The organism is Pseudomonas sp. BNK-7, from assembly GCF_048072025.1.
GTDB classification, from domain to species: Bacteria; Pseudomonadota; Gammaproteobacteria; order Pseudomonadales; family Pseudomonadaceae; genus Aquipseudomonas; species Aquipseudomonas danubii.
The window spans coordinates 183821-207163 of the sequence record NZ_CP182252.1 but is presented as its reverse complement, the minus strand read 5'-3'; the positions used below and the strand labels follow the sequence as shown (position 1 = coordinate 207163).

Annotated in this window: 20 protein-coding genes; 6 read left to right on the top strand and 14 right to left on the bottom strand. The window is 61.4% G+C overall.

The window, feature by feature from the left end; genetic code table 11:
- Positions 1 to 33: 33 nt before the first annotated feature.
- The 5 genes from ACMGF8_RS00965 to leuS form a co-directional block, all read right to left on the bottom strand.
- The gene (locus ACMGF8_RS00965; protein ID WP_250330503.1) at positions 34 to 1356 is read right to left on the bottom strand and encodes a lytic murein transglycosylase; all 1323 of its coding nucleotides are present in this window, start codon (positions 1354 to 1356) and stop codon (positions 34 to 36) included.
- A gap of 63 nt (positions 1357 to 1419) precedes the next feature.
- Positions 1420 to 1581: an alternative ribosome rescue factor ArfA gene (gene arfA, locus ACMGF8_RS00960; RefSeq protein WP_007927093.1), complete on the bottom strand. Its 162-nt coding sequence runs from the start codon at positions 1579 to 1581 to the stop codon at positions 1420 to 1422.
- Positions 1582 to 1737: 156 nt separating this feature from the next.
- The gene (gene holA / locus ACMGF8_RS00955) at positions 1738 to 2775 is read right to left on the bottom strand and encodes a DNA polymerase III subunit delta (protein ID WP_115581007.1); all 1038 of its coding nucleotides are present in this window, start codon (positions 2773 to 2775) and stop codon (positions 1738 to 1740) included.
- Between the two features lie 39 nt (positions 2776 to 2814).
- Positions 2815 to 3420, bottom strand: coding sequence for an LPS assembly lipoprotein LptE (lptE, locus tag ACMGF8_RS00950; RefSeq protein ID WP_102865356.1), 606 nt, complete (start codon positions 3418 to 3420; stop codon positions 2815 to 2817).
- A gap of 90 nt (positions 3421 to 3510) precedes the next feature.
- Positions 3511 to 6117 carry a leucine--tRNA ligase gene (leuS, locus tag ACMGF8_RS00945; RefSeq protein ID WP_102865357.1) on the bottom strand — a complete coding sequence of 869 codons (2607 nt, stop codon included), beginning with the start codon at positions 6115 to 6117 and terminating at the stop codon, positions 3511 to 3513.
- Between the two features lie 260 nt (positions 6118 to 6377).
- On the opposite strand from leuS, the gene ACMGF8_RS00940 reads away from it, so the two are divergent.
- Together ACMGF8_RS00940 and ACMGF8_RS00935 are read left to right on the top strand one after the other, a co-directional pair.
- Entirely contained in the window at positions 6378 to 6698 is a 321-nt protein-coding gene (locus ACMGF8_RS00940; protein WP_102865358.1) for a hypothetical protein, read from the top strand.
- A 123-nt stretch (positions 6699 to 6821) separates the two neighbouring features.
- On the top strand, positions 6822 to 7583 hold the full coding sequence (locus ACMGF8_RS00935; RefSeq protein ID WP_102865359.1) for a YdcF family protein: 762 nt from the start codon (positions 6822 to 6824) through the stop codon (positions 7581 to 7583).
- Positions 7584 to 7628: 45 nt separating this feature from the next.
- Here the strand turns inward: ACMGF8_RS00935 and lnt are convergent, their stop codons facing one another.
- The 5 genes from lnt to miaB all read right to left on the bottom strand — a co-directional run bounded on the left by lnt (position 7629) and on the right by miaB (position 13223).
- Positions 7629 to 9152, bottom strand: a complete 1524-nt coding sequence (gene lnt / locus ACMGF8_RS00930) for an apolipoprotein N-acyltransferase (RefSeq protein WP_250330540.1) — start codon at positions 9150 to 9152, stop codon at positions 7629 to 7631.
- A 190-nt stretch (positions 9153 to 9342) separates the two neighbouring features.
- Positions 9343 to 10182, bottom strand: coding sequence for an HlyC/CorC family transporter (locus ACMGF8_RS00925; RefSeq protein WP_011063653.1), 840 nt, complete (start codon positions 10180 to 10182; stop codon positions 9343 to 9345).
- Between the two features lie 42 nt (positions 10183 to 10224).
- A complete protein-coding gene (ybeY, locus tag ACMGF8_RS00920; protein ID WP_102865360.1) occupies positions 10225 to 10683 on the bottom strand; it encodes an rRNA maturation RNase YbeY in 459 nt (152 codons plus the stop codon).
- A complete protein-coding gene (locus ACMGF8_RS00915; protein WP_102865361.1) occupies positions 10676 to 11695 on the bottom strand; it encodes a PhoH family protein in 1020 nt (339 codons plus the stop codon). Before ACMGF8_RS00915 ends, ybeY begins: the two co-directional genes overlap by 8 nt.
- A 199-nt stretch (positions 11696 to 11894) precedes the next feature.
- A complete protein-coding gene (gene miaB, locus ACMGF8_RS00910; RefSeq protein WP_162884095.1) occupies positions 11895 to 13223 on the bottom strand; it encodes a tRNA (N6-isopentenyl adenosine(37)-C2)-methylthiotransferase MiaB in 1329 nt (442 codons plus the stop codon).
- Between the two features lie 134 nt (positions 13224 to 13357).
- On the opposite strand from miaB, the gene ACMGF8_RS00905 reads away from it, so the two are divergent.
- Entirely contained in the window at positions 13358 to 13684 is a 327-nt protein-coding gene (locus ACMGF8_RS00905; protein WP_007927079.1) for a DUF1820 family protein, read from the top strand.
- Between the two features lie 47 nt (positions 13685 to 13731).
- Here the strand turns inward: ACMGF8_RS00905 and ACMGF8_RS00900 are convergent, their stop codons facing one another.
- The 4 genes from ACMGF8_RS00900 to ACMGF8_RS00885 form a co-directional block, all read right to left on the bottom strand.
- Positions 13732 to 14286, bottom strand: a complete 555-nt coding sequence (locus tag ACMGF8_RS00900) for a tetratricopeptide repeat protein (protein ID WP_102865363.1) — start codon at positions 14284 to 14286, stop codon at positions 13732 to 13734.
- Between the two features lie 221 nt (positions 14287 to 14507).
- Positions 14508 to 15791, bottom strand: a complete 1284-nt coding sequence (gene hemL, locus ACMGF8_RS00895) for a glutamate-1-semialdehyde 2,1-aminomutase (protein ID WP_102865364.1) — start codon at positions 15789 to 15791, stop codon at positions 14508 to 14510.
- Positions 15792 to 15809: 18 nt separating this feature from the next.
- Positions 15810 to 16433 carry a thiamine phosphate synthase gene (thiE, locus tag ACMGF8_RS00890; RefSeq protein ID WP_102865365.1) on the bottom strand — a complete coding sequence of 208 codons (624 nt, stop codon included), beginning with the start codon at positions 16431 to 16433 and terminating at the stop codon, positions 15810 to 15812.
- Between the two features lie 18 nt (positions 16434 to 16451).
- Positions 16452 to 17249, bottom strand: a complete 798-nt coding sequence (locus tag ACMGF8_RS00885; protein WP_042941299.1) for a hydroxymethylpyrimidine/phosphomethylpyrimidine kinase — start codon at positions 17247 to 17249, stop codon at positions 16452 to 16454.
- Positions 17250 to 17540: 291 nt separating this feature from the next.
- Here ACMGF8_RS00885 and ACMGF8_RS00880 point away from each other — a divergent pair, with 291 nt between their 5' ends.
- The 3 genes from ACMGF8_RS00880 to amn all read left to right on the top strand — a co-directional run bounded on the left by ACMGF8_RS00880 (position 17541) and on the right by amn (position 23244).
- Positions 17541 to 19907, top strand: a complete 2367-nt coding sequence (locus tag ACMGF8_RS00880; RefSeq protein WP_207166612.1) for a hybrid sensor histidine kinase/response regulator — start codon at positions 17541 to 17543, stop codon at positions 19905 to 19907.
- A 74-nt stretch (positions 19908 to 19981) separates the two neighbouring features.
- Positions 19982 to 21634: an acyl-CoA dehydrogenase family protein gene (locus ACMGF8_RS00875; RefSeq protein WP_102865367.1), complete on the top strand. Its 1653-nt coding sequence runs from the start codon at positions 19982 to 19984 to the stop codon at positions 21632 to 21634.
- 137 nt (positions 21635 to 21771) lie between these two features.
- Entirely contained in the window at positions 21772 to 23244 is a 1473-nt protein-coding gene (gene amn / locus ACMGF8_RS00870) for an AMP nucleosidase (protein WP_162884094.1), read from the top strand.
- Positions 23245 to 23343: the final 99 nt, after the last annotated feature.

The window sequence follows — 23343 nt, the reverse complement described above, 5'->3', positions numbered from 1 at the left end:
GGCGAAGGGGGAAGCCCTTCGCCAGCTCCGGGCTTAGCGGTTGCGCAGGCTGTCCAGCAACTTGTGAGTAGGGTAGCCGTCTGCGGGCCAACCCAATGCTTGCTGGGCGCTACGAATGGCTTTGCGGGTGTTGGCTCCGATGATGCCGTCGGGGTTGCCGGCGTCATACTGGTTGGCGTTGAGCAGGCTCTGCAATTCGATGCGCTCGGAGCGGCTCAGGGGCAGGTCGTCCTTGGGCCAGTCGCCACTGATCATGCCGGCGCCGCCGAAGCGTTCGGACAGCAGGTTGACTGCCAGGGCGTAGGACGATGAGTTGTTGTACCTGAGCACCGCACGGAAGTTATCCAGGATCAGGAACGCCGGCCCCCGATAACCCGCAGGCAGCAGCAACGAGGCGGACAATTGCTCTGATCCGTAAGGCAGCGCCTTGCCATTGGCGGTTGTCATCCCCAGGCGCATCCACTCGGCCACGGTCTTGCGGGTGGACGCATCGGCCAGGGCATAGTCGAAGCCGCTGTTGAGCTGGACTTCAACACCCCAGGGCTGGCCCTTTTGCCATCCTGAGCTTTGCAGATAGTGAGCGGTGGAGGCCAGGGCGTCGGCTGGGCTGTTCCAGATATCGCGCCGACCATCGCCGTCGAAGTCCACAGCGTGGGTGTTGTAGGTGGTTGGAATGAATTGGGTCTGGCCCATGGCCCCGGCCCAGGAACCCAGCATCTTCTCTGGCTGGATATCGCCGTGTTGAATGATCTGCAAGGCGGCAATCAGCTGGCTGTTGGCAAAGGCTGGGCGCCGTCCTTCATACGCCAGGGTTGCCAGGGAGCGAATCACCGACTTGTTGCCCTGGAAGTCACCGAAATTGCTCTCCATGCCCCAAACGGCCACCAAGGTCTGGCGATCAACCCCATAGCGCTGTTCGATCCGTTGCAGGATGTCGCTGTACTGGACCAGCAGTGCCTTGCCCTTGCGTACCCGTACCGGGGACAGCGCGCCATCCAGGTATTCCCAGACGGGGCGGGTGAATTCCGGTTGGCTGCGGTCGGCCTTGATCACGCTCATATCCGGGGTGATCCCGGCGAAGGCACGGTCGAATACATCGGCGCGAATCCCGGCGCCCAAGGCTTCGGCGCGGAATGCGTTCATCCATTCATCGAAGGTCTGAGTGGGCTGGATGTCCAGATTGTCGACGGCCAGTGGTGCGACGGTGGCAGGTGCGGCAAGGGGGGCTGCCTGGAGGTTGGGTAGCGGCTGGGCGTCGGCGGCAGTGGGTTTCTCCGCGCAGGCGACGAGTAGAACAAGGCTGGAGGCAGCGATCAGTTGGCGCATGTGCCAACGACGAGAAAGACAAAAGGGCATGCACAGGTCCAGAGAGAATAACAATCAGGTGCAGACCTTATCATGCCAACGGGGTTCAGGGCTTTAGGCGGCCAGAAAGTAAGAAGCCTCCCAGCTTTTAGACTGGAAGGCTTCGCGGCGGTAGCTGCCTTTGCCCTTGGCCGGGCGTTCCTGACGGCTGCGGAACAGTGGCTGGGCGATGATGGATTTGGCCTTGTTGGGGCCATGCTTGGATGGCTTGCTCATGGTGAGTGCTCGCTGTTTCAGGAATAGAAGTGTTGCGGCGCGAATCATCGGCCAGAGTGGAGTTGCTGTCTAGGGTCTGTTCCTGTTTGGTGACGAGCCGCGTTGCTGGGCCAAACGAGAACAGACCCTAGTGCAAGCAAAAGATAAGTAGCGCGATTATTCGGCAGGCAGGGCCAGGCGTTGGCCGGCCATCAGCAGCGACAGCCGGCTCAGGCTGCTCCAGGGCGAACCACTGGCTTGGCCCTTGATCTGGGCATCAATGCGCTGGGCATCCAGTAGCAATTGGCCCCAACGTTGCGCCGAATAGCGCTGCAAGGCTTTGCTCATCAGGGGTTTGCGCTTGTCCCAGACGGGAGGGCGAGCCTGACTGAACACCTTGTCCAGTGGTACACCCTGGCTGAATTGCAGTGCCAGGTTGGCCAGCAGTCGCAGTTCCCGGGACAGGGCCCAGAGAATGACCGGCGGTTCGACGCCTTCGCCCCTCAGTCCCTCAAGCATGCGCAAGGCATGGGCGGCCTCGCCGTTGAGAATCGCATCCACCAGCCCAAACACGTCGAAGCGAGCGCTATCGGCCACGGCGGCCTGTACCGTTTCGACGGTGATCTGCCCGCCTTCGGCCATCAGCTTGAGCTTTTCGATTTCCTGTGCGGCCGCCAGCAGGTTGCCTTCTACCCGGGCGGCGATCAGCTCCACGGCGTCCTGGCTGGCGGACAGGCCGGCCTGTGACAGGCGCTGGCGAATCCACTGTGGAAGCTGGTTGGCGTCCACCGGCCAGATCTGCACGAACTGAGTCTGGGCACCTTCGACCAGGGCCTTGCCCCACTTGGTCTTCTGTGCGCTGCCGTCGAGCTTGGGCAGGCTGATCAACAGCACCGTGTCTTCGGCCGGACGCGAACAGTATTCGATCAGTGCTGCTGCACCCTTGTCCCCAGGCTTGCCCGAAGGCAGGCGCAACTCCAGCAGGCGCTTTTCTGCGAACAGCGACATGCTGGCCCCCGCTTGCAGCAGGGTGCCCCAGTCGAAGCTGGCATCGGCGCTGAAGACCTGGCGCTCGTCGAATCCCTGCTGGCGCACGGCAGAGCGAATGGCGTCGGCGGCTTCCTGGCACAGCAGGGGATCGTCGCCGCTGATCACGTAGACCGGCGCTAGTGTGCCTTGCAGGTGTTTGCCGAGTTGGGCGGGGGCGAGTTTCATAGGCGGGGGCCAGAGGGGCGCCTGAGCGCCCCGCAAGGCTTACTGGTTCGGCAGTTCCAAGGGAGACTGTTGCGGAGTTTCCGCCTCAGCCTTGCGTGCGGCTTCCAGGGCCTCGGCTTCTGCCTTGGCTTTGGCCTCGGCGGTAGCCTGCAACTGAGCAAGCTGTTCCGGGGTCAGCAGTTGCAGGCGGATCAGCATGCGCTGGATCAGGTCGCGACGCATTTCCTTGCGGGTTTCCGACGATTCCTGATCCGAACCGGTGATGTTGTTGCCGTCGTGCAGGAAGACTTTCTGCACTTCCAGCTTGTCGTTGAGCAGGTGCAGGTTGTCGTGAGTCAGGATCTCGTACCTGAGGGTTGTGCTGATCTCGTATTCGGCCGAGCTGCCACCGCCGGTGTAGCTGAGCGTGCGCTGGGAGTTTTCCTCATTCAGCAGCACCAGCTTGTAGGGCGCGCCGGCATGGACCCGTACGCCACTGTTTTCCAGTTGCTGCTGGAGCATTTTCACGGTGGTGCCGTAGGCGTCCCGAGCACTCAGGTCGAGCTCCTTGATGGTCAGCTCCTGGGTTCCCGTGCCGCGCAACTGGAAGCCACAGGCGCTCAGCAGAACAGCCAGGCCCATCACCAGCAGGTTACGTTTGATCATGTATTGCTCCCCTTGAAACCATATGGGCCAACCTTGTGGCCCTGAAGGTTTTCGTTCGGCGCCCGGTCCCGGACCGGGCGCCCGATCCAATTAGCTGGCGACGATGTTGACCAGTTTGCCAGGCACCACGATGACCTTGCGGATGGTCAGGCCTTCGGTGAAGCGCAGCACGTTCTCGTTGCTGCGCGCCGCGGCTTCGACTTCTTCACGGCTGGCGCTGGCCGGCATTTCGATCTGGCCGCGCAGCTTGCCGTTGACCTGGATGACCAGTTGCAGGCTGTCCTGAACCAGGGCGCTTTCGTCCAATACCGGCCAGCCGGCGTCGATCACCGGGTCGGCGTGACCCAGGCGATTCCACAGTTCGTGGCTGATGTGCGGGGTGATCGGCGCCAGCAGCAAGGTTACGGTTTCCAGGCCTTCCTGAACCAGTGCGCGATCCTGCTCGGTACCTTGCGGGGCTTTTTCCAACACGTTCATCAGCGTCATCACCTGGGCGATTGCGGTGTTGAACTTGTGGTTCTGGCCCACGTCGTGGCTGGCCTGCTTGATGGCTTGGTGGATCGAGCGGCGAATGGCTTTCTGCTCGTCGTTCAGGCTGGCGATGTCCAGTGTGCCCGGCAGGCCCTGTGTGACATGTGCTTGAGCCAGGCGCCAGACGCGCTTGAGGAAACGGTGCGAGCCTTCAACGCCGGAGTCCGACCATTCGGCACTCATGTCTGGTGGCGAGGCGAACATCATGAACAGGCGGCAGGTGTCTGCGCCGAACTGGTCAATCATCGACTGTGGGTCGACGCCGTTGTTCTTCGACTTGGCCATCTTCTCGGTGCCGCCGATTTCCACCGGCAGGCCGTCCGCGATCAGCTTGGCGCTGATGACCTTGGCCTTGCTGTCGCGTTCGAGTTCGACATCCGCCGGGTTGAACCAGGTGTAGGCACCGTTGGCTTCACGACGGTAGTAGGTCTCGGCGATCACCATGCCTTGGGTCAGCAGGTTCTTGAATGGCTCGTTGGAGCTCACCAGGCCTTCGTCACGCATCAGCTTGTGGAAGAAGCGCGCGTAGAGCAGGTGCAGGATGGCGTGTTCGATACCGCCGATGTACTGGTCCACTGGCAGCCAATGGTCGGCTGCCGATTTTTCCACCAGGCCGCCTTCATAGTGCGGCGAGGCGTAGCGGGCGTAGTACCACGACGATTCGACGAATGTGTCCATGGTGTCGGTTTCACGCTTGGCCGGTGCGCCGCATTTCGGGCAACTGCACTCGTAGAACTCAGGCATGCGTGCCAGGGGCGAACCGGCGCCGTCCGGCACCACATCTTCCGGCAACACGACCGGCAATTGGTCTTCCGGCACCGGCACATCGCCGCAGCTGTCGCAGTGGATGATCGGGATCGGGCAGCCCCAGTAACGCTGGCGGCTGATGCCCCAGTCGCGCAGGCGGAACTGGGTACGCGATTGGCCGAGGTTCTTCTTCAGCAGGGCCACTTCGATGGCGTCGAACGCGCCGGGGAAGTCCAGGCCGTTGAATTCGCCGGAGTTGATCAGTTCGCCGTGCTCGCCGTAAGCGTCCTGCCAAGGGGCAGGCGTCTCATCGCCGGCGCTGGTGCGCACCACGGTCTTGATCGGCAGGCCGTACTTGCTGGCGAATTCGAAGTCGCGCTCATCGTGGGCAGGCACTGCCATTACTGCGCCATCGCCATAGTGCATCAGCACGTAGTTGGCGACCCAGACCGGAAGCTTCTCGCCAGTCAGTGGGTGCTCGACGAACAGCGAGGTCGGCAGGCCTTTTTTCTCCTGGGTCGCCATGTCGGCTTCGGCAACGCTGCCGCCTTTGCATTCAGCAATGAACGCCTGCAGCTCAGGGTTGTTGCGGGCGGCCAGGGTGGCCAGCGGGTGTTCGGCCGCGACGGCGACGTAAGTCGCGCCCATCAGGGTGTCGGGACGGGTGGTAAAGACTTTCAGGGTGCCGGTTTCGCCGATCGACGCCTGATCGTAAGGGAACTGCACTTCCATGCCACGGGACTTGCCGATCCAGTTGCGTTGCATGGTCTTGACCTGCTCGGGCCAGCCCGGCAGCTCGTCGAGACTCTCCAGCAGCTCATCCGCGTAGGCGGTGATCTTGAAGTAGTACATCGGGATTTCGCGCTTTTCGATCAGCGCGCCGGAGCGCCAGCCGCGGCCATCGATCACCTGTTCGTTGGCCAGGACGGTCTGGTCGACCGGGTCCCAGTTCACGGTGCCGTTCTTACGGTAGATCACGCCTTTTTCGAACAGGCGGGTGAACAGCCACTGTTCCCAGCGGTAGTAGTCCGGCTTGCAGGTGGTGACCTCACGAGACCAGTCCACCGCCAGGCCCAGGCTGCGCAGTTGGGTCTTCATGTAGGCGATGTTTTCGTAGGTCCACTTGGCCGGTGCGACGTTGTTCTTCATCGCGGCGTTTTCCGCCGGCATGCCGAAGGCGTCCCAACCCATGGGTTGCAGGACGTTTTTGCCTTGCATGCGCTGGTAGCGGGAAATCACGTCGCCGATGGTGTAGTTGCGCACGTGCCCCATGTGTAGCTTGCCGCTGGGGTAAGGGAACATCGATAGGCAGTAGTAAGTTTCCTTGCCTGGCTGTTCTCTGACTTCAAAGGACTTTTGCTCATCCCAGAACGACTGGGCGGCGGCTTCGATTTCACGGGGCTGATAGTGTTCGTGCATGGCTACTTTTGTACTGAATAGGGGTGGCCTAATCCTCTTCAACGCAACCTCGGGTAGTGATGGCGCCAAATACGGCGTTTTTCAGGGCCCGGTGGAGCTGGAAGTGGAGTTACAGGAAGCGCCGTAGCATACATGACCGCACTCTGCCGAGGGAAACCCTGATTGCTCGCGCGGGCCGTTGGTCGCGGCGGAGCGTCGCTTCCAGCTGTCCGACTAAGCTCAAAAAGGGGAGTGATTCTTATCTTCGATGAGGTGAACGGATGCTTGAGTCGCAGCGAAAAGTAACAGAACCGGAGGTGTATGAAAGGCTGCTGAATCGACTGGCTCTGGCCCTGGATGCGGCAAGAACTGCGGATCGACTGCGCAATGAACGGCCGGTCGAGTTGGAGCTGCGGGGGTTGAGCCCTGCTGAGTTCGAGTTGATCAGGGCCTACCTGGCCCGCAGTCAGCATGAAATGCAGGTTAATGTATCGGGCAGTCCGCAACACCAGGAAAGGCCCCGTTCGGCCAAGGTCATTTGGTTGAAGGATCAGGCGCCCCTCAGGGATTCGGTAAGCGTCCGGTCCCAGCAGTTCAAGTAGGTCACGAGCCCTTCATTGGGTTGAGAGGTCGTTGCCGAGGACCTCGAAAGCGAAAGTGCCTGGCAACGGTTGTTGCCGCATGGGTATCCCCTTTAGGCTTCGAGCATCTTTTGGAGATGCTCGATGCCTTTTCGTTATTTCATCAAACAGTTACTGCTGCCGCCCGGCATTCTCTTGCTGTTGCTTCTACTGGCCTGGAGTCTGCGTCGGTCCAGGCCTCGGCTGGCGCGATGGTGCTTTGTCCTGGGCTTGGGCGGCTTCTGGTTGATGAGCCTGCCGGTAATGGTGGAGTGGGGTGCCCGTGGGCTTGAACGGTTGCCGCCCTTGCCACAGAGCCAATGGGCCAGCCTGGCAGAGCAGGCGGACGCGATCGTGGTCCTGGGTTCCGGCCGTGAGCGGGGTGATCCGGCTTGGGGTTCTGATCAGCCCACGGGCGTGGGGTTGGAGCGCGAGCGTTATGCCGCGCGGCTGGCCAAGGCTTCCGGGCTGCCCCTGTTGACCAGCGGCGGCCTGCATTACGGTACGCCGCCCACCGAAGCTGCGCTGATGGCCGAATCGCTGCTCAATGACTTTGGCGTGAGCGTGCGCTGGCAGGAAGGTCGTAGCCGCACCACCTGGGAAAACGCCCAGTTCAGCGCCGAAGTCTTGCAGCCACTGGGTATCAAGCGCGTGGTGGTCGTGACCCAGGCCTGGCACATGCCCCGTTCGGTCTGGAGTTTTGAGCGCGCAGGGTTTGTTGTGGTGCCAGCACCGGTAGGATTTCTGGGCGTGGACAACGCTCGGCCGTTGGGAGGTTGGATGCCGGAGTTCAAGTCGATCTGGCAGAGCGGCCAGTTGCTGAACGAGGCGGTGGGCCAGTTAGGTTATCGCCTCTTTTATCGCTGATCACAGGGCCGACTCCAGTCGGAGCCGGCTTGCGGGCGAAGCTTTCTAAACGGTCTTGGCGATGCGGCTGGCCAACAAGGCCCAGCCAAACAGCAGGGCGCAGAGCACTGCCAGTGGCCATGAGCGCCACTGCAAGTACGGTGTCAGGTTATGCATGGGCACCACTTCGCCATAGAGAATGCCTCGTTCGAACTGTGGAATCTGCACGGTGATCTTGCCGAACGGATCAATCAGCCCGGTGACTCCGTTGTTGGTGGCGCGGATCATCCAGCGTCCGGCTTCCAGGGCGCGCATCTGCGCCATCTGCAAATGCTGAAGAGGGCCGATGGAGGTGCCGAACCAGGTGTCGTTGCTGATGGTCAGCAGCAGGTCGCTGCGGGCCGAAAGACCGGCGGCGAACTCAGGGTAGACCACTTCGTAACAGATGAACGGCGCAATCTGATACCCCTTGGCTTGCAGTAACGGCTGGTCGGCCGGGCCGCGGGCAAAATCCGACATTGGCAGGTTGAAGAAGTCGATCAGGCCACGCAGCAGCTCCTGCAGGGGCACATACTCGCCAAAGGGCACCAGTTTTTGTTTCAGGTAGGTGCCATCGCCTTCGCCGGTCACCGTGATGCCGTTGAAGTAGCGTTTTTCATGGTGCACCAGTTGGCGCACCGGAACGCCGGTAATCAATGCGGAATGACGCTCGGCGGCAAAGTTGCCCATCATCGTCAGGTAGCCCTCGGCGGACTCCTTGAGCACCGGAACCGCGGTTTCCGGCCAGACCAGCAGGTCAACCCGCTTGCTGCTGAAACTCATGTCGCGGTACAGAGCCAGTTGGGCATTGAGCTCGGCCGGGTCCCATTTCATGCTTTGTTCGATATTGCCCTGAATGGCGGCGACCGAAAGCGGATCACCTGAAGGGCTGGTCCAGGCGTGACCTTTGAGTGCCAGGCCAACTGCCCAGGGCGCAGCCAGCAGCAACAGGCCGGCGGCGATAAACCCCTTGCGTCCGGCCTTGATCAGGCGCGGCAGGTTGTAGAGCAATGCAGCGGTCAACGCCAGGGAGAAGGAAATCAGCCAGATGCCGCCCACAGGCGCGAGTCCGGCCAGGGGACCGTCGAGCTGGCTGTAGCCAGAGTAGAGCCAGGGGAAACCGGTAAGGAACCAGCCGCGAAACGCTTCCTGCCCCAGCCACAGGGCAGCGAAAGCCAGAGCATCCGCCAGCGGTGCTTCGTTGCGCCGCAGCCAGCGGGCCCAGAGCCAGGCGGGCAGGGCAAAGAACCAGGCAATGGCGGCGATGAAGGCCAGCATCAGCACGCTGGCGAGCAAAGCCGATGCGCCGCCGTAGGTGTGGATGCTGACGTAGATCCAGCTGGTACCGGCGCCGAACAGGCCGAAGCCGAAGCACCAGCCCCGGCCGAGGGCCTGGCGGGGCGTGAGCTCCCGCAGACCGGCATAGAACAGTCCTACCGCCAGCAGCGCCAGCGGCCAGATGTCATAGGGCGCCAAGGCCAGGGTGGTAATGGCGCCGGCTGCAACGGCTAGCAGGTTGCCGGGCCAGCCGGGTCGGGTTGAGCGCTGCAAGAGGCGTTTCATCAGCTCTTTCCTGTTTCGCGCCGGGCGGGGCACGAGGAGATGGGGTGGGTGGATTCAGATGAGCGGCGAATCCTGCAGCGCTGTTTGACAGTCCGCCCCCGAGATCTGTCGTCCCCAGGCCAGGTCGTTGGCCTGGGGACGATGATTCTGTGCGGGGGAGGGCTGATGCCCCTTGTCCTTAGCGGGAGATGGGGGTCAGGCGCAGCAGATGAATCCGCCGGCTGTCGGCGTTGAGCACGCGGAAGCGATAGGCGCCGATTTCAGTGATTTCGTTGCGTTTTGGCAAGTGGCCGAAAGCACTCATCACCAGGCCGCCCACGGTATCGAACTCGTCATCGGAGAAGTCGCTGTCGAAAAACTCGTTGAAGTTCTCGATCGGCGTCAGCGCCTTGATCAGGAAGTCGCCGCTGGGAAGCGGTTTGATGTAGCTGTCTTCCTCGACGTCATGCTCGTCCTCGATGTCGCCGACGATCTGTTCCAGCACGTCTTCGATGGTCACCAGGCCCGCCACGCCGCCGTATTCGTCGATGACGATGGCCATGTGGTTGTGGTTGGCGCGGAACTCGCGCAGCAGCACATTCAGGCGCTTGGACTCGGGGACGAAGGTCGCCGGGCGCAGCAGGTCCTTGATGTTGAAGCTGTCGCCGTTCTCCTTGAGGATCAGCGGCAGCAGGTCCTTGGCCAGCAGGACGCCCATCACGTCGTCATGGCTTTCGCCGATCACCGGGTAGCGCGAGTGCGCCGAATCGATGACTGCAGGCAGGAACTCCCGGGGTGTCTGGGTCGCCTTGATGCTGATCATCTGCGAGCGCGGAACCATGATGTCCCGGACTTGCAGGTCAGCTACCTGGATGGCGCCTTCGACGATGGCCAGCGCTTCGCTGTCCAGCAATTTGTTCTGATGGGCTTCGCGCAGCAGCTCCAGCAGCTCCTGGCGGTTTTTCGGCTCATGGGCAAAAGCCTGGGTCAGTTTGCCCAGCCATGACTTTTGCCCGTTGCTCGATCGATCTTCGCTCATAGCGATTGCTCTGAATCCTTGGTTGTTACAGGTGGTTGTTGATCAGCTTTCGTCGTCTGCATACGGGTCGGGGTGACCCAGCTCAGCAAGCAACGTTCGTTCCAGTGCTTCCATTTCTTCGGCTTCGTCATCATCTATATGGTCGTAACCCAACAGATGCAAGCAGCCGTGAATGACCAGATGGGCCCAGTGGGCCTTAAGTTCCTTGCCTTGTTCGGCGGCCTCGCGTTCGACCACCGCAATGCAGATCACCAGGTCCCCCAGCAAGGGGATATCCAGCAGTTCATCCGGCACGTCGGCAGGAAATGACAGCACATTGGTTGCGTAATCTTTGTGACGCCAGGTGTGATTCAGCTCACGGCCTTCGTCTTCGTCCACCAGGCGGATGGTCAGTTCCGAATCGGCGGTGCGCTGGCGCAGAGCCAGTTCGCACCACTGGCGGAACTCTTCATCGCTGGGGGCCGGCTGCTGGCTGGCGCGTTGCAGGTCAAGCTCAAGCATCGCGGCGGTTGCCTCTGTCGGCTGAAGCCTTGGCGGCCTCGTCCTCGGCTCGCAGCTCGAAGCGTTCATAGGCTTCGACAATGCGTTGCACCAGTGGATGGCGCACCACGTCCTTGGGCATGAAGTGAGTGAAGCTGATGCCGGGTACATCCTTGAGCACGTTGATCACTTGGGCCAGGCCCGACTTGGTGCCTTTGGGCAGGTCGACCTGGGTGATGTCGCCGGTGATCACTGCGGTGGAGCCGAAACCGATTCGGGTGAGGAACATTTTCATCTGTTCCACGGTGGTGTTCTGGCTTTCGTCGAGGATGATGAAGCTGTTGTTCAAGGTCCGGCCGCGCATATAGGCCAGAGGCGCGATCTCGATGACCTGGCGCTCGATCAGCTTGGCCACCTGTTCGAAACCGAGCATTTCATACAGCGCGTCATACAGCGGGCGCAGGTACGGGTCGATTTTTTGTGCCAGATCGCCGGGCAGGAAACCGAGCTTCTCGCCCGCTTCCACGGCTGGCCGCACCAACAGGATGCGCCGCACTTGCTCGCGCTCCAGGGCATCTACGGCGCAAGCCACCGCGAGGTAGGTCTTGCCGGTACCGGCCGGGCCAATGCCGAAGTTGATGTCATTGCCGAGGATTTCTTTGACATAGCGCTGCTGATTCAGGCCGCGAGGGCGAATCATGCCTTTCTTGGTGCGCAGGGCTATGGCGGCATCGGCCACCGATGGGTTGTCCAACTCTTCCACGGCGGATTCCTGGAGGAACAGGTGTACCAGGTCCGGCGATAGCTCGGTGCCCTTGGTTTCCCGGTAGAGACGGCGCAGAAGATTTTCCGCGGAGGTGGTGTGCTTGGGTTCGCCAATCAGCTCGAACTGATTGCCGCGGTTGCGGATCTCGATCATCAGGCGCTGTTCGATCAAGCGCAAATGCTCGTCGAATTGCCCGCACAGATTGGCGAAGCGGCGAGCCTCGAAGGGCTCGAGGATGAAACGATGAGGTTCTATGGGTGCGTTCAAGGTCGTTTTTTAGCCGCCCAACGGCAATTAAGATGAATTCAAGGATAACGCCAGCGGCCTGGGTGCGAAAGCTCTTATACGGTGCAATGGCCGGTGATGCTTTCTTTGTAGGAGTCGGCTTGCCGGCGAAGGTGTTCTTGAAGGTTTCTTCGCCAGCAAGCCCGCTCCTGCACAAGCCCGTTCCTACACAAGTCAGTGCTTACGATAACAGCGAGCCGCGCAGCGAATGGGGCTGCGCCGAATCGATGTGCACGTCGGCGAACTGGCCGATCAGTGTGGGATTGTCGCAACGGAAGTTGACGATCCGGTTGTTCTCGGTACGGCCCTGCAATTCGCCAGGGTCTTTCTTGGAGTAATCGGTGACCAGAATGCGTTGGGTCGAGCCGACCATTTGTCGGCTGATCTCGAATCCTTGCTGGTTCAGGCGATGCTGCAGTGCGTTCAGACGCTCCTTCTTCAGCGCTTCGGGTGTGTCGTCGGCGAGGTCTGCAGCCGGGGTACCTGGGCGCTGGCTGTAGATAAAGGAGTAGGAGAAGTCGAAGCCTACGTCCTCAATCAGCTTCATGGTCTGCTGGAAGTCTTTCTCCGTCTCGCCGGGGAAGCCGACGATAAAGTCCGAGCTGATGCAGATTCCCGGGACTGCCGCCCGTAGCTTGCGCAGCTTGGACTTGTATTCCAAAGCTGTGTGATTGCGTTTCATCGCCGCCAGAATGCGGTCCGAGCCCGATTGCACCGGCAGGTGCAGGTGTTTCACCAGCTCTGGTACTTCGGCATGAGCCTGGATCAGGCTGTCGGAGAACTCCAGGGGGTGCGAGGTGGTGTAGCGAATTCGTTCGATACCATCGACAGCGGCGACTACGCGGATCAACTCGGCCAGGTCCGCCATGCGCCCGTCGTGGGTCTGACCCCGGTAGCCGTTGACGTTCTGGCCCAGCAAGGTGACTTCACGCACACCGTTTTCCGCCAGGTGGATGATCTCGGCGATCACGTCGTCAAATGGCCGGCTGACTTCTTCGCCGCGGGTGTAAGGCACTACGCAGAACGTGCAGTACTTGCTGCAGCCTTCCATCACCGACACATAGGCGCTGGGGCCGTCGATGCGCGGCTCGGGCAGGTGGTCGAACTTTTCGATTTCCGGGAATGAGACATCCACTTGCGGCAGCTTGGTGGCGCGAGCGACGTCGATCATTTCCGGCAGGCGGTGCAGCGTCTGCGGGCCGAAGACCACGTCCACGTAGGGCGCTCGATCACGGATGGCCGCGCCTTCCTGACTGGCCACGCAGCCACCGACGGCGATCACCATGTCCGGGTTGGCCAGCTTCAGCTCGCGCCAGCGCCCCAGTTGCGAGTACACCCGGTCCTGGGCGCGCTCGCGAATGGAGCAGGTGTTGAGCAGGATGACGTCAGCGTCTTCGGCGCGGGCGGTGACTTCCAGGGCCTGATGTTCACCCAGCAGGTCCACCATGCGCGAGCTGTCGTACTCGTTCATCTGGCAACCGTGGGTTTCGATGTAAAGCTTCTTGGCCATGGACCTCGGTCTCACGTGATTCAAAGAACCGCGCATTATAGGGGCCATACCTACAGGTTCCTAGCGTTGTGCATCGGGTAGCTATGCTATAGTTCGCGCCCTATTTTTGTCCCCCGATGTGTTGCCCGCCCACCATGACCAAACGTGAAGCCCCAATCTATAAGGTGATTTTTCTCAACCAGGGCCAGGTGTTCGAAATGTACGCCAAGCAGATCTATCAAAGTGATCTGTGGGGCTTTCTGGAAGTGGAAGAGTTCGTCTTTGGCGAGCGCACGCAAGTGGTCGTCGATCCGAGCGAAGAAAAACTCAAGGCTCAGTTCGAAGGCGTTGTGCGCAGTTTTGTGCCGATGCATTCGATTGTGCGCATCGACGAAGTGGAGCGCCTAGGCACACCGAAGATCAGCGAGGCTCGTGGCGTAAGCAACGTCATGCCGTTTCCCATGCCAATGCCCGAAAAGTAAGCCTGGTTTGCGTAGGCGCCAGTTTGCCGGTGAGTTGCGTAAAGCGGTTACGGCAGGGGCGAGAAAGGCGAACGCCCATCGGCGCTTTGCAGTTCCATCAGGTATTTACGGAAGATCTGCCCCAGCACCTGGGTCGCAACTTCCAGTTCGTCACGCTGCATGTGCTCGGCGACTTCGTCGGCGGTGTCCAGGGCGTCTTCGGCACCATTGACCGCAGCCATCTTCAGCACGATGTAGGCTTGAACGTTGTTGGCCGGCACGCCTTCGCCGTGGAAGAACATGGTGCCGAGCTTGAACTGCGCCTGGGCATGGCCTTGCAACGAGGCCTTTTCGAAATAGCTCAGGGCTTGATTGAGGTCCTGCGGCGCGCCTTTACCCTCGTAGTAGAACTCACCCAACTCGTATTGCGCCTGTGCATCCCCTTCATCGGCGGCTTTCTGGCACGCGGCTAGCGCCTCGGCCTGTTCCTGTGCCTGGGGATCGAGGGTGCAGCGACCCATCGCTGGGATCAACAACGAGTTGCCGCCTGCTTGTGCGTGCGCGAGCAGGGGCTGAAGGAGCAACAGGCAGCCCAATGTCAGGGCGCGGCCGGTGCGGTTCATGGGAATCGACTTACCTCTGAGGGGCGCGCGGACCCGGCGAGGGGGTCCAATAAGCGCGCATTATGAAATAAGCAGGGCCAACCTTACAAAGTCTTTACTCGTTTTTCTGCTGCGTGGCCGCGATATCCGCTGGTTTGCCGCGTATTTCCCCCTTTGCCAAGGGAAAGTTCGAGTAAAGCACGAAGCTGGCATGGTTGATCACCATGCCAGCCATGTAGCGCTTATTTCAGGGCGGCAAATGCGCGCTCTGCGGCATCCAGGGTCAGTTGCAGTTCAGTCTCGCCGTGGGCGATCGAGGTGAAACCGGCCTCAAAGGCACTTGGCGCCAGGTACACGCCGCCTTCCAGCATCAGGTGGAAGAAGCGCTTGAACAGGTTGGCATCGCTGGCCATCACATCGTCAAAGGTGACGATATCGTCGGCGCCACTGAAGTACAGGCCGAACATGCCGCCCGCCTGAGTGGTGACGAACGGAATGCCTGCGGCATCGGCGCGTTGCTGCAAGCCTTCGAGCAGGCGGCTGGTGTAGTCGCTCAGTTCGGCGTGGAAGCCCGGGCGGCTGATCAGGCGCAGGGTGGTCAGGCCGGCAGCCATGGCCAGCGGGTTACCGGACAGGGTGCCGGCCTGGTAGACCGGACCCAGGGGCGCAATGTGTTCCATGATCTTGCGTTTGCCGCCGAAGCAGCCCACTGGCATGCCGCCGCCGATGATCTTGCCGAAGGTGGACAGGTCTGGAGTCACGCCGTAATGGGCCTGGGCGCCGCCTAAAGCGACACGAAAGCCGGTCATCACTTCGTCGAAGATCAGCACTACGCCGTGTTGGTCGCAAAGAGTGCGCAGCCCCTCGAGGAAGCCCGGTGCCGGCGGCACACAGTTCATGTTGCCGGCCACAGGCTCGACGATGATGCAGGCCACTTCCTGGCCCACTTCCGCCAGCATTTTTTCCACTGCAGCGATGTCGTTGAAGGGCAGGGTCAGCGTGTGTTTGGCGAAAGCTGCAGGTACACCGGCAGAGCTGGGTACGCCTTGAGTCAGGGCGCCGGAACCGGCCTTGACCAGCAGGCTGTCGGAATGCCCGTGGTAGCAGCCTTCGAACTTGATGATGCTGTCGCGACCGGTAAAGCCACGGGCCAGGCGAATCGCGCTCATGGTGGCTTCAGTGCCGGAGCTGACCATGCGCACCATTTCCATGGAGGGAACGATGGAGCACACCAGATCGGCCATTTCGGTTTCCATGGCAGTCGGGGCGCCGTAGGACAGGCCATGCTCCAGCTGCTTGCGTACCGCGTCCAGCACGTCCGGGTGACTGTGGCCGAGAATCATCGGGCCCCAGGACCCGACATAGTCGACATAGCGCTTGTCGTCTTCGTCAGTGACGTAGGCACCTTCGGCGTGCTTGAAGAACAGCGGGGTGCCGCCCACGCTCTTGAAGGCGCGGACCGGCGAGTTGACGCCACCAGGGATGTGTTTCTGGGCGTCGGCAAACAGGGTTTCGGAACGGGACATGATCGGGCTCTCAAAAAATCAGCTGTTGAATAGGGCGTTGAAGGCGCGGGCGCGACGGGTCACTTCGTCGGCGCTATCGGCGCCGAACAGGCCGTGAACCACCGCCAGCAGGTCGGCGCCGTGGTTCACCAGGGGAGCGGCGTTTTCCAGGGTGATGCCGCCAATCACGCAGATCGGCAGATGCAGGCTGGCCCGGGCCTGATCCAGCAACTCCAGGCTGGCCGTGGGCGCGCCGGGTTTGGTGGTGGAATTGAAAAAGCGGCCGAAGGCGACATAGCTGGCGCCTTCCTTCGCGGCTTGCTCGGCCAGTGGCAATTGGTCGTGGCAGGTCGATCCGATAATGGCCTGGCGCCCCAGCAGGGCGCGGGCCGGCGTCAGGGGACCGTCGCTCTGGCCCAGGTGCACGCCGGCACCGATGCGTGCCGCCAGCTCGGCGTCATCGTTGATGATCAGGCGGGTCTTGTAGCGCTCGCACAGGTTCAGCAGGGTTTCGGCTTCCCGCAGACGGCGGGCCTGGTCATCGCTTTTATCGCGGTACTGCAACAGGGTGACGCCGCCTTCCAGCGCTGCCTCCACGTACTTCAGGAACTTGCCGGCCAACAGCTGGCTGTCGGTGATGGCGTACAGACCACGTAGTTTCATTGAGCGGGCCTCATGACATTACGAGCAGAAATCCAACGGCAAGCGGCGCGGGACAAACTGGCCGCGGCCCAGTTGCTCGGCGTCGCGCAGGGTGCGCCAGGTGTAGTCCAGGGCCGACTTTACGGCGCTGGCCAGATGTTCGCCTTGGGCCAGACGTCCGGCCAGGGCACTGGCCAGGGTGCAGCCGGAGCCGTGGTAGCTGCCTGGCAGACGCTGGCAGGTGTAGGTCTCGCGCAGGCCGTCACGGCTGTACAGGCGATTGTGCACTTCGTGTTCATCGCCATGGCCGCCGGTGATCAGCAGGTGCTTGACGAACGGCAGGAGTTTTTCGGCGCATTGGTCGGCGCTGCCTTCTGGCAGTTCCGCAAGAATTCGGGCTTCGGGAAGGTTGGGAGTGGCAATGGTGGCCAGGGGCAGCAGGCGTTCGCGCATGGCGTAGCCCACTTCATCCTTGCCCAGGCGGCCACCGCCGCCGGCGCGCAGCACCGGGTCGCACACCAGGGGCAGGTGTGGGTGTGCCTGGAGCAGTTCGACCACGGTGTCGACCATCTCCAGGGAGCCCAGCATGCCCAGCTTGACCGCGGCGACAGTGGAGTCGTTGAGCACGGCATTGGCCTGGGCCAATACCCACTCGCGATCCAGAACGCGGAAATCGCTGACGTTGACCGTGTCTTGCACGGTCAGGGCGGTGACAGCCGGAGCTGCGTGACAACCCTGAGCCAGCAGGGCTTCGATATCTGCCTGCAAGCCGGCGCCACCACTGGGGTCGTGGCCGGAGAGACAGAGGACAACGGGGCGAGAGCTGTAGATATTCATGGGCGGCGAGCTTACCACCAAACGCTTTTTTTCGCGGCGCCTGGTGCGCAATGGAAGTTGTCGCTTTGCCGTGTTCGATCTTCTTGACCGATGCAACAGCTCTAGCTCGCTGGATTTCGCTGAAAGGCCCGTTCTAGAGCCTTTAGACTAAAATTTTCAATGGTGTTCATTGGCCATCAACGGCTATGCTAGAGTGCATTCAAACCAATAACAGGTCATGCCGGTCTTGCGTCTGCTCAAGGGAAATGGGGGACTTCCTGACACCACCGGACAAGCCACGCTGGGGCTTTAATGCGCTATTTGCTGATGTTGCTGTTGAGCTTGCCGATGCTGGCTGGCGCCGTCGAGTTCGACGAGTTCACTCAACGCTTGCCTTTGGGCCGAGTGATGCAAGTATTCGAAGACGCGGGTGGCGAAGCAACCATTGCCGATGTCAGTTCGGGGCCCTTGGCTGAGCACTTCAAACCCCACGATAAAGACACCCTCAATGCCGGTTACTCACGTTCGGCCTTCTGGCTGAAGATCGACCTTCAATACCGCCCCGGCAATCCCACGGCACAGCGCAGCTGGTTGCTGGAACTGGCCTATCCGCCCCTGGATCACCTGGATCTGTACGTCCCCGATGAAGCCGGTGGCTTTCGTCTGGCGGAGCGCACCGGCGATGCCTTGCCATTCGACAGCCGACAGATTCGCCAGAACAATTACCTGTTCAACCTGAATTTCTCCCCCCATGAGCACAAGACTGTCTATTTGCGCCTGGCCAGTGAAGGTTCGATCCAGGCGCCGCTGAGCCTCTGGTCCACCACTGCCTACCTTGAGGCGCAGCCAGTGCGGCTCTACGTGCTGGGGCTGATCTACGGGGTGTTGCTGGGCATGCTGGTGTACAACCTGTTCATCTATCTCAGCGTGCGTGACACCAGCTACCTCTACTACATCGTCTACATCGCTTCGTTCGGTCTTTATCAACTGTCGGTCAACGGTGCCGCAGTGGAGTACTTCTGGCCCAACAGTCCGTGGTGGGCCAATGCGGCGACGCCATTCTTCATCGGCGCCGCGGGGCTGTTCGGCAGTCAGTTCGCCCGCAGTTTCCTGCAGACCTCCCGGCACAGTCCCTGGGTTGACCGGGTGCTGCTGGCGCTGATGGCGTTCGGCGCAGTGGTCATGGCCTTGTCACTGATGACCAGCTACGCCCTGGCCTTGCGCCTGGCAACCACCTTGGCGCTGCTGTTTACCGTGGTGATTTATGTGGCGGGGATCGTCGCCTGGTGTCGCGGATTGCGGGTGGCGCGTTATTTCATCATTGCCTGGTCGGCCTTTCTGTTCGGTGGGGTGATCAACACCTTGATGGTGCTGGGTTACCTGCCGAACGTATTCCTGACCATGTACGCCAGCCAGATCGGCTCGGCGATCGAGGTGGCGCTGCTATCCCTGGCCCTGGCCGACCGGATCAACTCGATGCGTGAGCAACAAGCCCAGACGCTGCTTGAGGCCGGGCAGAAGCTTGAAGTGCTGAACCAGCAACTGGCTCACAGTAACCGTCTCAAGGATGAGTTCCTGGCTACCCTGACCCACGAGTTGCGTACGCCGATGAACGGTGTCATCGGCTCGCTTGAGCTGATGCAGACCCTGGAACTGGACCCGGAGATGGAGCAGTACCAGCAGACCGCCGCCGGCTCGGCACGGGACATGATGCGCATGGTCAACGGCATCCTCACGTTGACCGAACTGCAAGCCGGCAAGCTCAGCGCCCAGCGCCAGCCGTTCAGCCTGCGTTCGATGCTCAGCGCACTGCAAACCCAGTTTGGCGCCAGCGCGGCGGCCAAGTCCCTGTCCTTTCAGGTCGACCTCAGTGCCGGGCTGCCCGACCGCTTGCAGGGAGATCGCTGCAAGCTCAGCCATTGCCTGGAGTGCCTGCTGGAGAATGCCGTCAAGTTCACCCATTCCGGTGGCGTGGTGTTGCGGGTTGTCACCCGGTCTGTTTCGGCCGAGCGAGTGAGCCTGAGCTTTGAGGTGATCGACAGCGGGATAGGTTTTGTCAATCTGGACGAGGCGACGCTGTACCAGCGTTTCTTCCAGCTCGACGGTTCCATGACGCGTGAATACGGCGGATTGGGCATCGGCCTGGCGATCTGCCGGCAATTGGTGGACTTGCTGGGCGGGCAATTGACCCATGAGTCCACGCCTGGACAGGGCAGTTGTTTCCGCTTGCTGGTGGAGTTCGATGTCCAGGAACCCACTCCTCGGGCGCCGACAGCCCTTCATCGGCGTGCGCCCCAGGACTGTACCGTGCTGCTGATGGACGATAACGACGTCGATCAACTGGTGGTGCGGGGCATGTTGCTCAAGCTGGGGTACCGAGTTCGCACCGTCGGCAGTCCCACCGATGCGCTGCAACTGCTGGGGCGTGAACTTGTCAGCGCGGTGCTGATCGATGGCCAGATCACTGCAGCGCAACTGGGGGCATTTCGTCTTCAGGCCCAGGCAATGCCCGGATACGCCCACCTGCCCATCTTGCTGGCCTGCGCTCCTGGTACTGAAGGTTGTGCAGCGACAGCAGGGGCCGACTGCCTGGGCAAACCGGTGAAATTCGAGGCACTGCAAGCGGTGCTGTTGAAGCGGATACTTTGTGTTGAGCAAGGCGAAAGTGCCGATATTTAGGCTGATATGCCACTTTGTTCGGGGTGGAGCGGGTGCTTAACTGGGGTCTTGGCACACCCTGAAGGAGTCCCGCAATGAACCTCCACCAGTTCGCTGAAACTCACGAAGTCACCAACCAGCCGCCCGCCCTGGACGGCGCCAACCTCTATCGGATCGACCTGCCGTTACAGCAGTGGATGCGGCGCTTCGATGCCGGCTGGGCCGAATCCCGGGTCGATGCCTATGGCGCCCTGGCGGGTGGTCCGCTGATGGAGGCGGGGTTCCTGGCCAATCAGAACAAACCGGTGTTTTCCAGTCACGACCGCTTTGGTCACCGGATCGACCTGGTGGAGTTTCATCCGGCGTATCACCAGTTGATGCAGGCGGCCATCGAGGGCGGGCTGACTTCACTGCCCTGGACCGACCCACAAGCGGGGGCTCATGTAGCCCGCGCCGCCATGACCTATCTGCACAGTCAGGCCGAGGCGGGCAGCGGTTGCCCGTTGACCATGACGTTTGCCTGCGTGCCAGCGCTGAAACTGCAGCCGGACATCGCCGAGCAGTGGTTGCCGAAGATCCTCGCCACTCAATACGACCCACGTAATGTTGGCATGCAGCACAAGACCGGGCTGACGATTGGCATGGCCATGACCGAGAAGCAGGGCGGGACCGACGTTCGTGCCAATACCACCCGAGCCTATCCGGTGGGAGCCCCGGGACCGGGGCAGGCTTATGAGCTGGTGGGGCACAAGTGGTTCTGCTCGGCGCCGATGTGCGATGCCTTCCTGACCCTGGCCCAGACCGACAAGGGCCTGACTTGTTTCCTTCTGCCCCGTCATCGTCCGGATGACAGCCGCAACCAGTTCTATATCCAGCGCTTGAAGAACAAGCTGGGCAACCTCTCCAATGCTTCCAGCGAAGTGGAGTTCCGTGGCGCTCTGGCCTGGATGATCGGTGACGAGGGGCGCGGCGTACCCACCATTATCGAAATGGTCGCCATGACTCGCTTTGACTGCATGGTCGGCTCCAGCTCGCTGATGCGCCAGGCCTTGACCCAGGCCAGCCATCATTGTGCCCATCGCCGCGTCGGCGGGCGGGTGCTCAGTGAGCAACCGCTGATGCAGAACGTGCTGGCCGACCTGGCCTTGGAAAGCGAAGCGGCCCTGGCCTTGAGCATGCGCATGGGACGAGCCCTGGATCATCAGGACGATGCCCAGGAAGCGAAGTTCTCTCGGCTAGTGACGGCGGTGGGCAAGTATTGGATCTGCAAGCGCGCCCCGGCCATGATCAACGAGGCCGCCGAATGCATGGGAGGCGCCGGATATGTCGAAGACAGCATCCTGCCGCGGCTGTACCGCGAGGCGCCGGTGAACTCCACCTGGGAAGGCTCAGGCAACGTGCAATGCCTGGACGTGCTGCGGGCCTTGTCGAAAGAGCCCGGGGTACTCGATGTATTGTTTGCCGAGCTGGGGGGCGGGCATGGCGAGCAGCGTCTGGCGGCGCATATTGCGGCGCTCAAGGACAGCTTCAGGGACACCGGCGACATCCAGTACCGCGCCCGCCAACTGACCGAGGACATTGCCTTGGGCCTGCAGGCCAAGCTCCTGCTTGAGGCTGGTAATGAGGTGGTCAGCGACGCCTTTATCGCCAGTCGTCTTGGAGGGCAGAGCGGTCGGGTCTACGGTACCTTGCCCCGCGGGCTGGACGTAGCCGCCATTGTTGCCCGCTCCACGCCTCAAGGCTTCTGACCTTTCGTAGCAGCCGGCTTGTCGGCGAAGAGGCGTTGTCGCCATGGCCAGCGCCGACACGCCGGCTCCTGTAACTCCGCTGTTCCCGTGGGGCGGTGTTGCAGGCAAGATGAACGCCTGCAAGATCAGAACACAGGATGCTTACCGTGACCGAAGCTTTTATTGTCGTTCAAACCGCCGAGCAAGCCGTGGATCGGCTTGCTGCTTTGCATGAGCGGGCCACCACGGCCCTGAGCCAGGCGCTCAAGCGTTACCTCAAGGACCGGGTCGAGCCGGATGCTGAGCAAAGAGCGCTGTTTCGCTATCCCGAATTGCGCCTGACCTACCACTGCCATGGCGAAGTTCCGCAGACCACCCGGGCTTATGCCAAGGTGCAACTGCCGGGCACCTACAGCGTCACCGTCACTCATCCCGCGGCCTTTCGCAATTATCTGCTCGAGCAACTGGTGCCTTTGATGCATGACTTCACCGTCACGGTGGAAGTGGGTGTCAGCGAGCAGAACATTCCTTATCCCTATGTGGTGGAACAGGGCGACGAACTGGCCGGTTCCGGCGTAACCGCGGCGGCCCTGGCCCGGGTATTCCCCAGCACCGACCTGTCGGCTGCCACCGACGGTATCGCCGACGGTCTCTACGACTGGGAAAACACTCACCCGCTGCCTTTGGCGCTGTTTGATGCGGCGCGGGTCGATTTCTCTTTGCGGCGCCTGGTGCATTACACCGGCAGCGACTGGCGTCATGTGCAGCCGTGGATCCTGCTAACCAACTATCACCGTTACGTCGACCAGTTCATCGTCCATGGCCTGGAGCAACTGCGCAGTGATCCGCGTTTTGTGCGCATGGTCCTGCCGGGCAACGTGATCATTGAAAAGAGCATGGATCATGGCGAGGCTTCGGCAATCGCCGCTGGTGTTGTCTGGCATCGCTACCAGATGCCGGCCTATCACCTGCAGGCCAGCGATGGCCACGGTGTGACCCTGGTGAATATCGGCGTCGGCCCCTCCAATGCCAAGAACATCACCGACCACTTGGCGGTGCTGCGCCCTCATTGCTGGTTGATGATTGGCCACTGCGGTGGACTGCGGCAGTCCCAGACCATCGGCGATTACGTCCTGGCTCACGCCTACATGCGGCGTGACGGCATTCTTGATCGCGTGGTGCCGCCGAACATTCCGATTCCTGCCTTGGCCGAGGTCCAGCTGGCGTTGCAGCAAGCGGCGGCCAATGTCACCGGGGAGAAGGGCGAGCAACTGAAGAAGCGCCTGCGCACCGGTACCGTCCTGACTTACGACGACCGCAACTGGGAGCTGCGCTGGGCCGAGGAACGTCCGTTCATCAACCTGTCCCGGGCCGTGGCGGTGGATATGGAAAGCGGCACTATCGCGGCCCAGGGCTATCGCCTGCGGGTGCCTTACGGCACCTTGCTGTGTGTCTCGGACAAACCCCTGCACAGTGAGATCAAGTTGCCGGGGGCGGCCAATGCCTTCTACGAGCGGGCGGTCAGCCAGCATTTGAAGATCGGTATCGAAGCCGTGGACCTGATGCGCAGTGAGCTCAACTCCCTGCACTCGCGCAAACTGCGCAGCTTCGACGAGCCGCCTTTCCGCTAAGCGTTTAATCCATGGTCATTTGGCGATCAGGCCACTAGCATTGTCGGTCCTGATCGCTGAATGTTCCTGATCCCATGTCCCGTCCGTCCCGTCCTGCTT

Coding starts and splice junctions, on each gene's coding strand:
- ACMGF8_RS00965 (WP_250330503.1), bottom strand. CDS start 1,356: ATGCCCTTTTGTCTTTCTCGTCGTTGGCACATGCGCCAACTGATCGCT.
- arfA (WP_007927093.1), bottom strand. CDS start 1,581: ATGAGCAAGCCATCCAAGCATGGCCCCAACAAGGCCAAATCCATCATC.
- holA (WP_115581007.1), bottom strand. CDS start 2,775: ATGAAACTCGCCCCCGCCCAACTCGGCAAACACCTGCAAGGCACACTA.
- lptE (WP_102865356.1), bottom strand. CDS start 3,420: ATGATCAAACGTAACCTGCTGGTGATGGGCCTGGCTGTTCTGCTGAGC.
- leuS (WP_102865357.1), bottom strand. CDS start 6,117: ATGCACGAACACTATCAGCCCCGTGAAATCGAAGCCGCCGCCCAGTCG.
- ACMGF8_RS00940 (WP_102865358.1), top strand. CDS start 6,378: ATGCTTGAGTCGCAGCGAAAAGTAACAGAACCGGAGGTGTATGAAAGG.
- ACMGF8_RS00935 (WP_102865359.1), top strand. CDS start 6,822: ATGCCTTTTCGTTATTTCATCAAACAGTTACTGCTGCCGCCCGGCATT.
- ACMGF8_RS00925 (WP_011063653.1), bottom strand. CDS start 10,182: ATGAGCGAAGATCGATCGAGCAACGGGCAAAAGTCATGGCTGGGCAAA.
- ybeY (WP_102865360.1), bottom strand. CDS start 10,683: ATGCTTGAGCTTGACCTGCAACGCGCCAGCCAGCAGCCGGCCCCCAGC.
- miaB (WP_162884095.1), bottom strand. CDS start 13,223: ATGGCCAAGAAGCTTTACATCGAAACCCACGGTTGCCAGATGAACGAG.
- ACMGF8_RS00905 (WP_007927079.1), top strand. CDS start 13,358: ATGACCAAACGTGAAGCCCCAATCTATAAGGTGATTTTTCTCAACCAG.
- ACMGF8_RS00900 (WP_102865363.1), bottom strand. CDS start 14,286: ATGAACCGCACCGGCCGCGCCCTGACATTGGGCTGCCTGTTGCTCCTT.
- hemL (WP_102865364.1), bottom strand. CDS start 15,791: ATGTCCCGTTCCGAAACCCTGTTTGCCGACGCCCAGAAACACATCCCT.
- thiE (WP_102865365.1), bottom strand. CDS start 16,433: ATGAAACTACGTGGTCTGTACGCCATCACCGACAGCCAGCTGTTGGCC.
- ACMGF8_RS00885 (WP_042941299.1), bottom strand. CDS start 17,249: ATGAATATCTACAGCTCTCGCCCCGTTGTCCTCTGTCTCTCCGGCCAC.
- ACMGF8_RS00880 (WP_207166612.1), top strand. CDS start 17,541: ATGCGCTATTTGCTGATGTTGCTGTTGAGCTTGCCGATGCTGGCTGGC.
- ACMGF8_RS00875 (WP_102865367.1), top strand. CDS start 19,982: ATGAACCTCCACCAGTTCGCTGAAACTCACGAAGTCACCAACCAGCCG.
- amn (WP_162884094.1), top strand. CDS start 21,772: ATGCTTACCGTGACCGAAGCTTTTATTGTCGTTCAAACCGCCGAGCAA.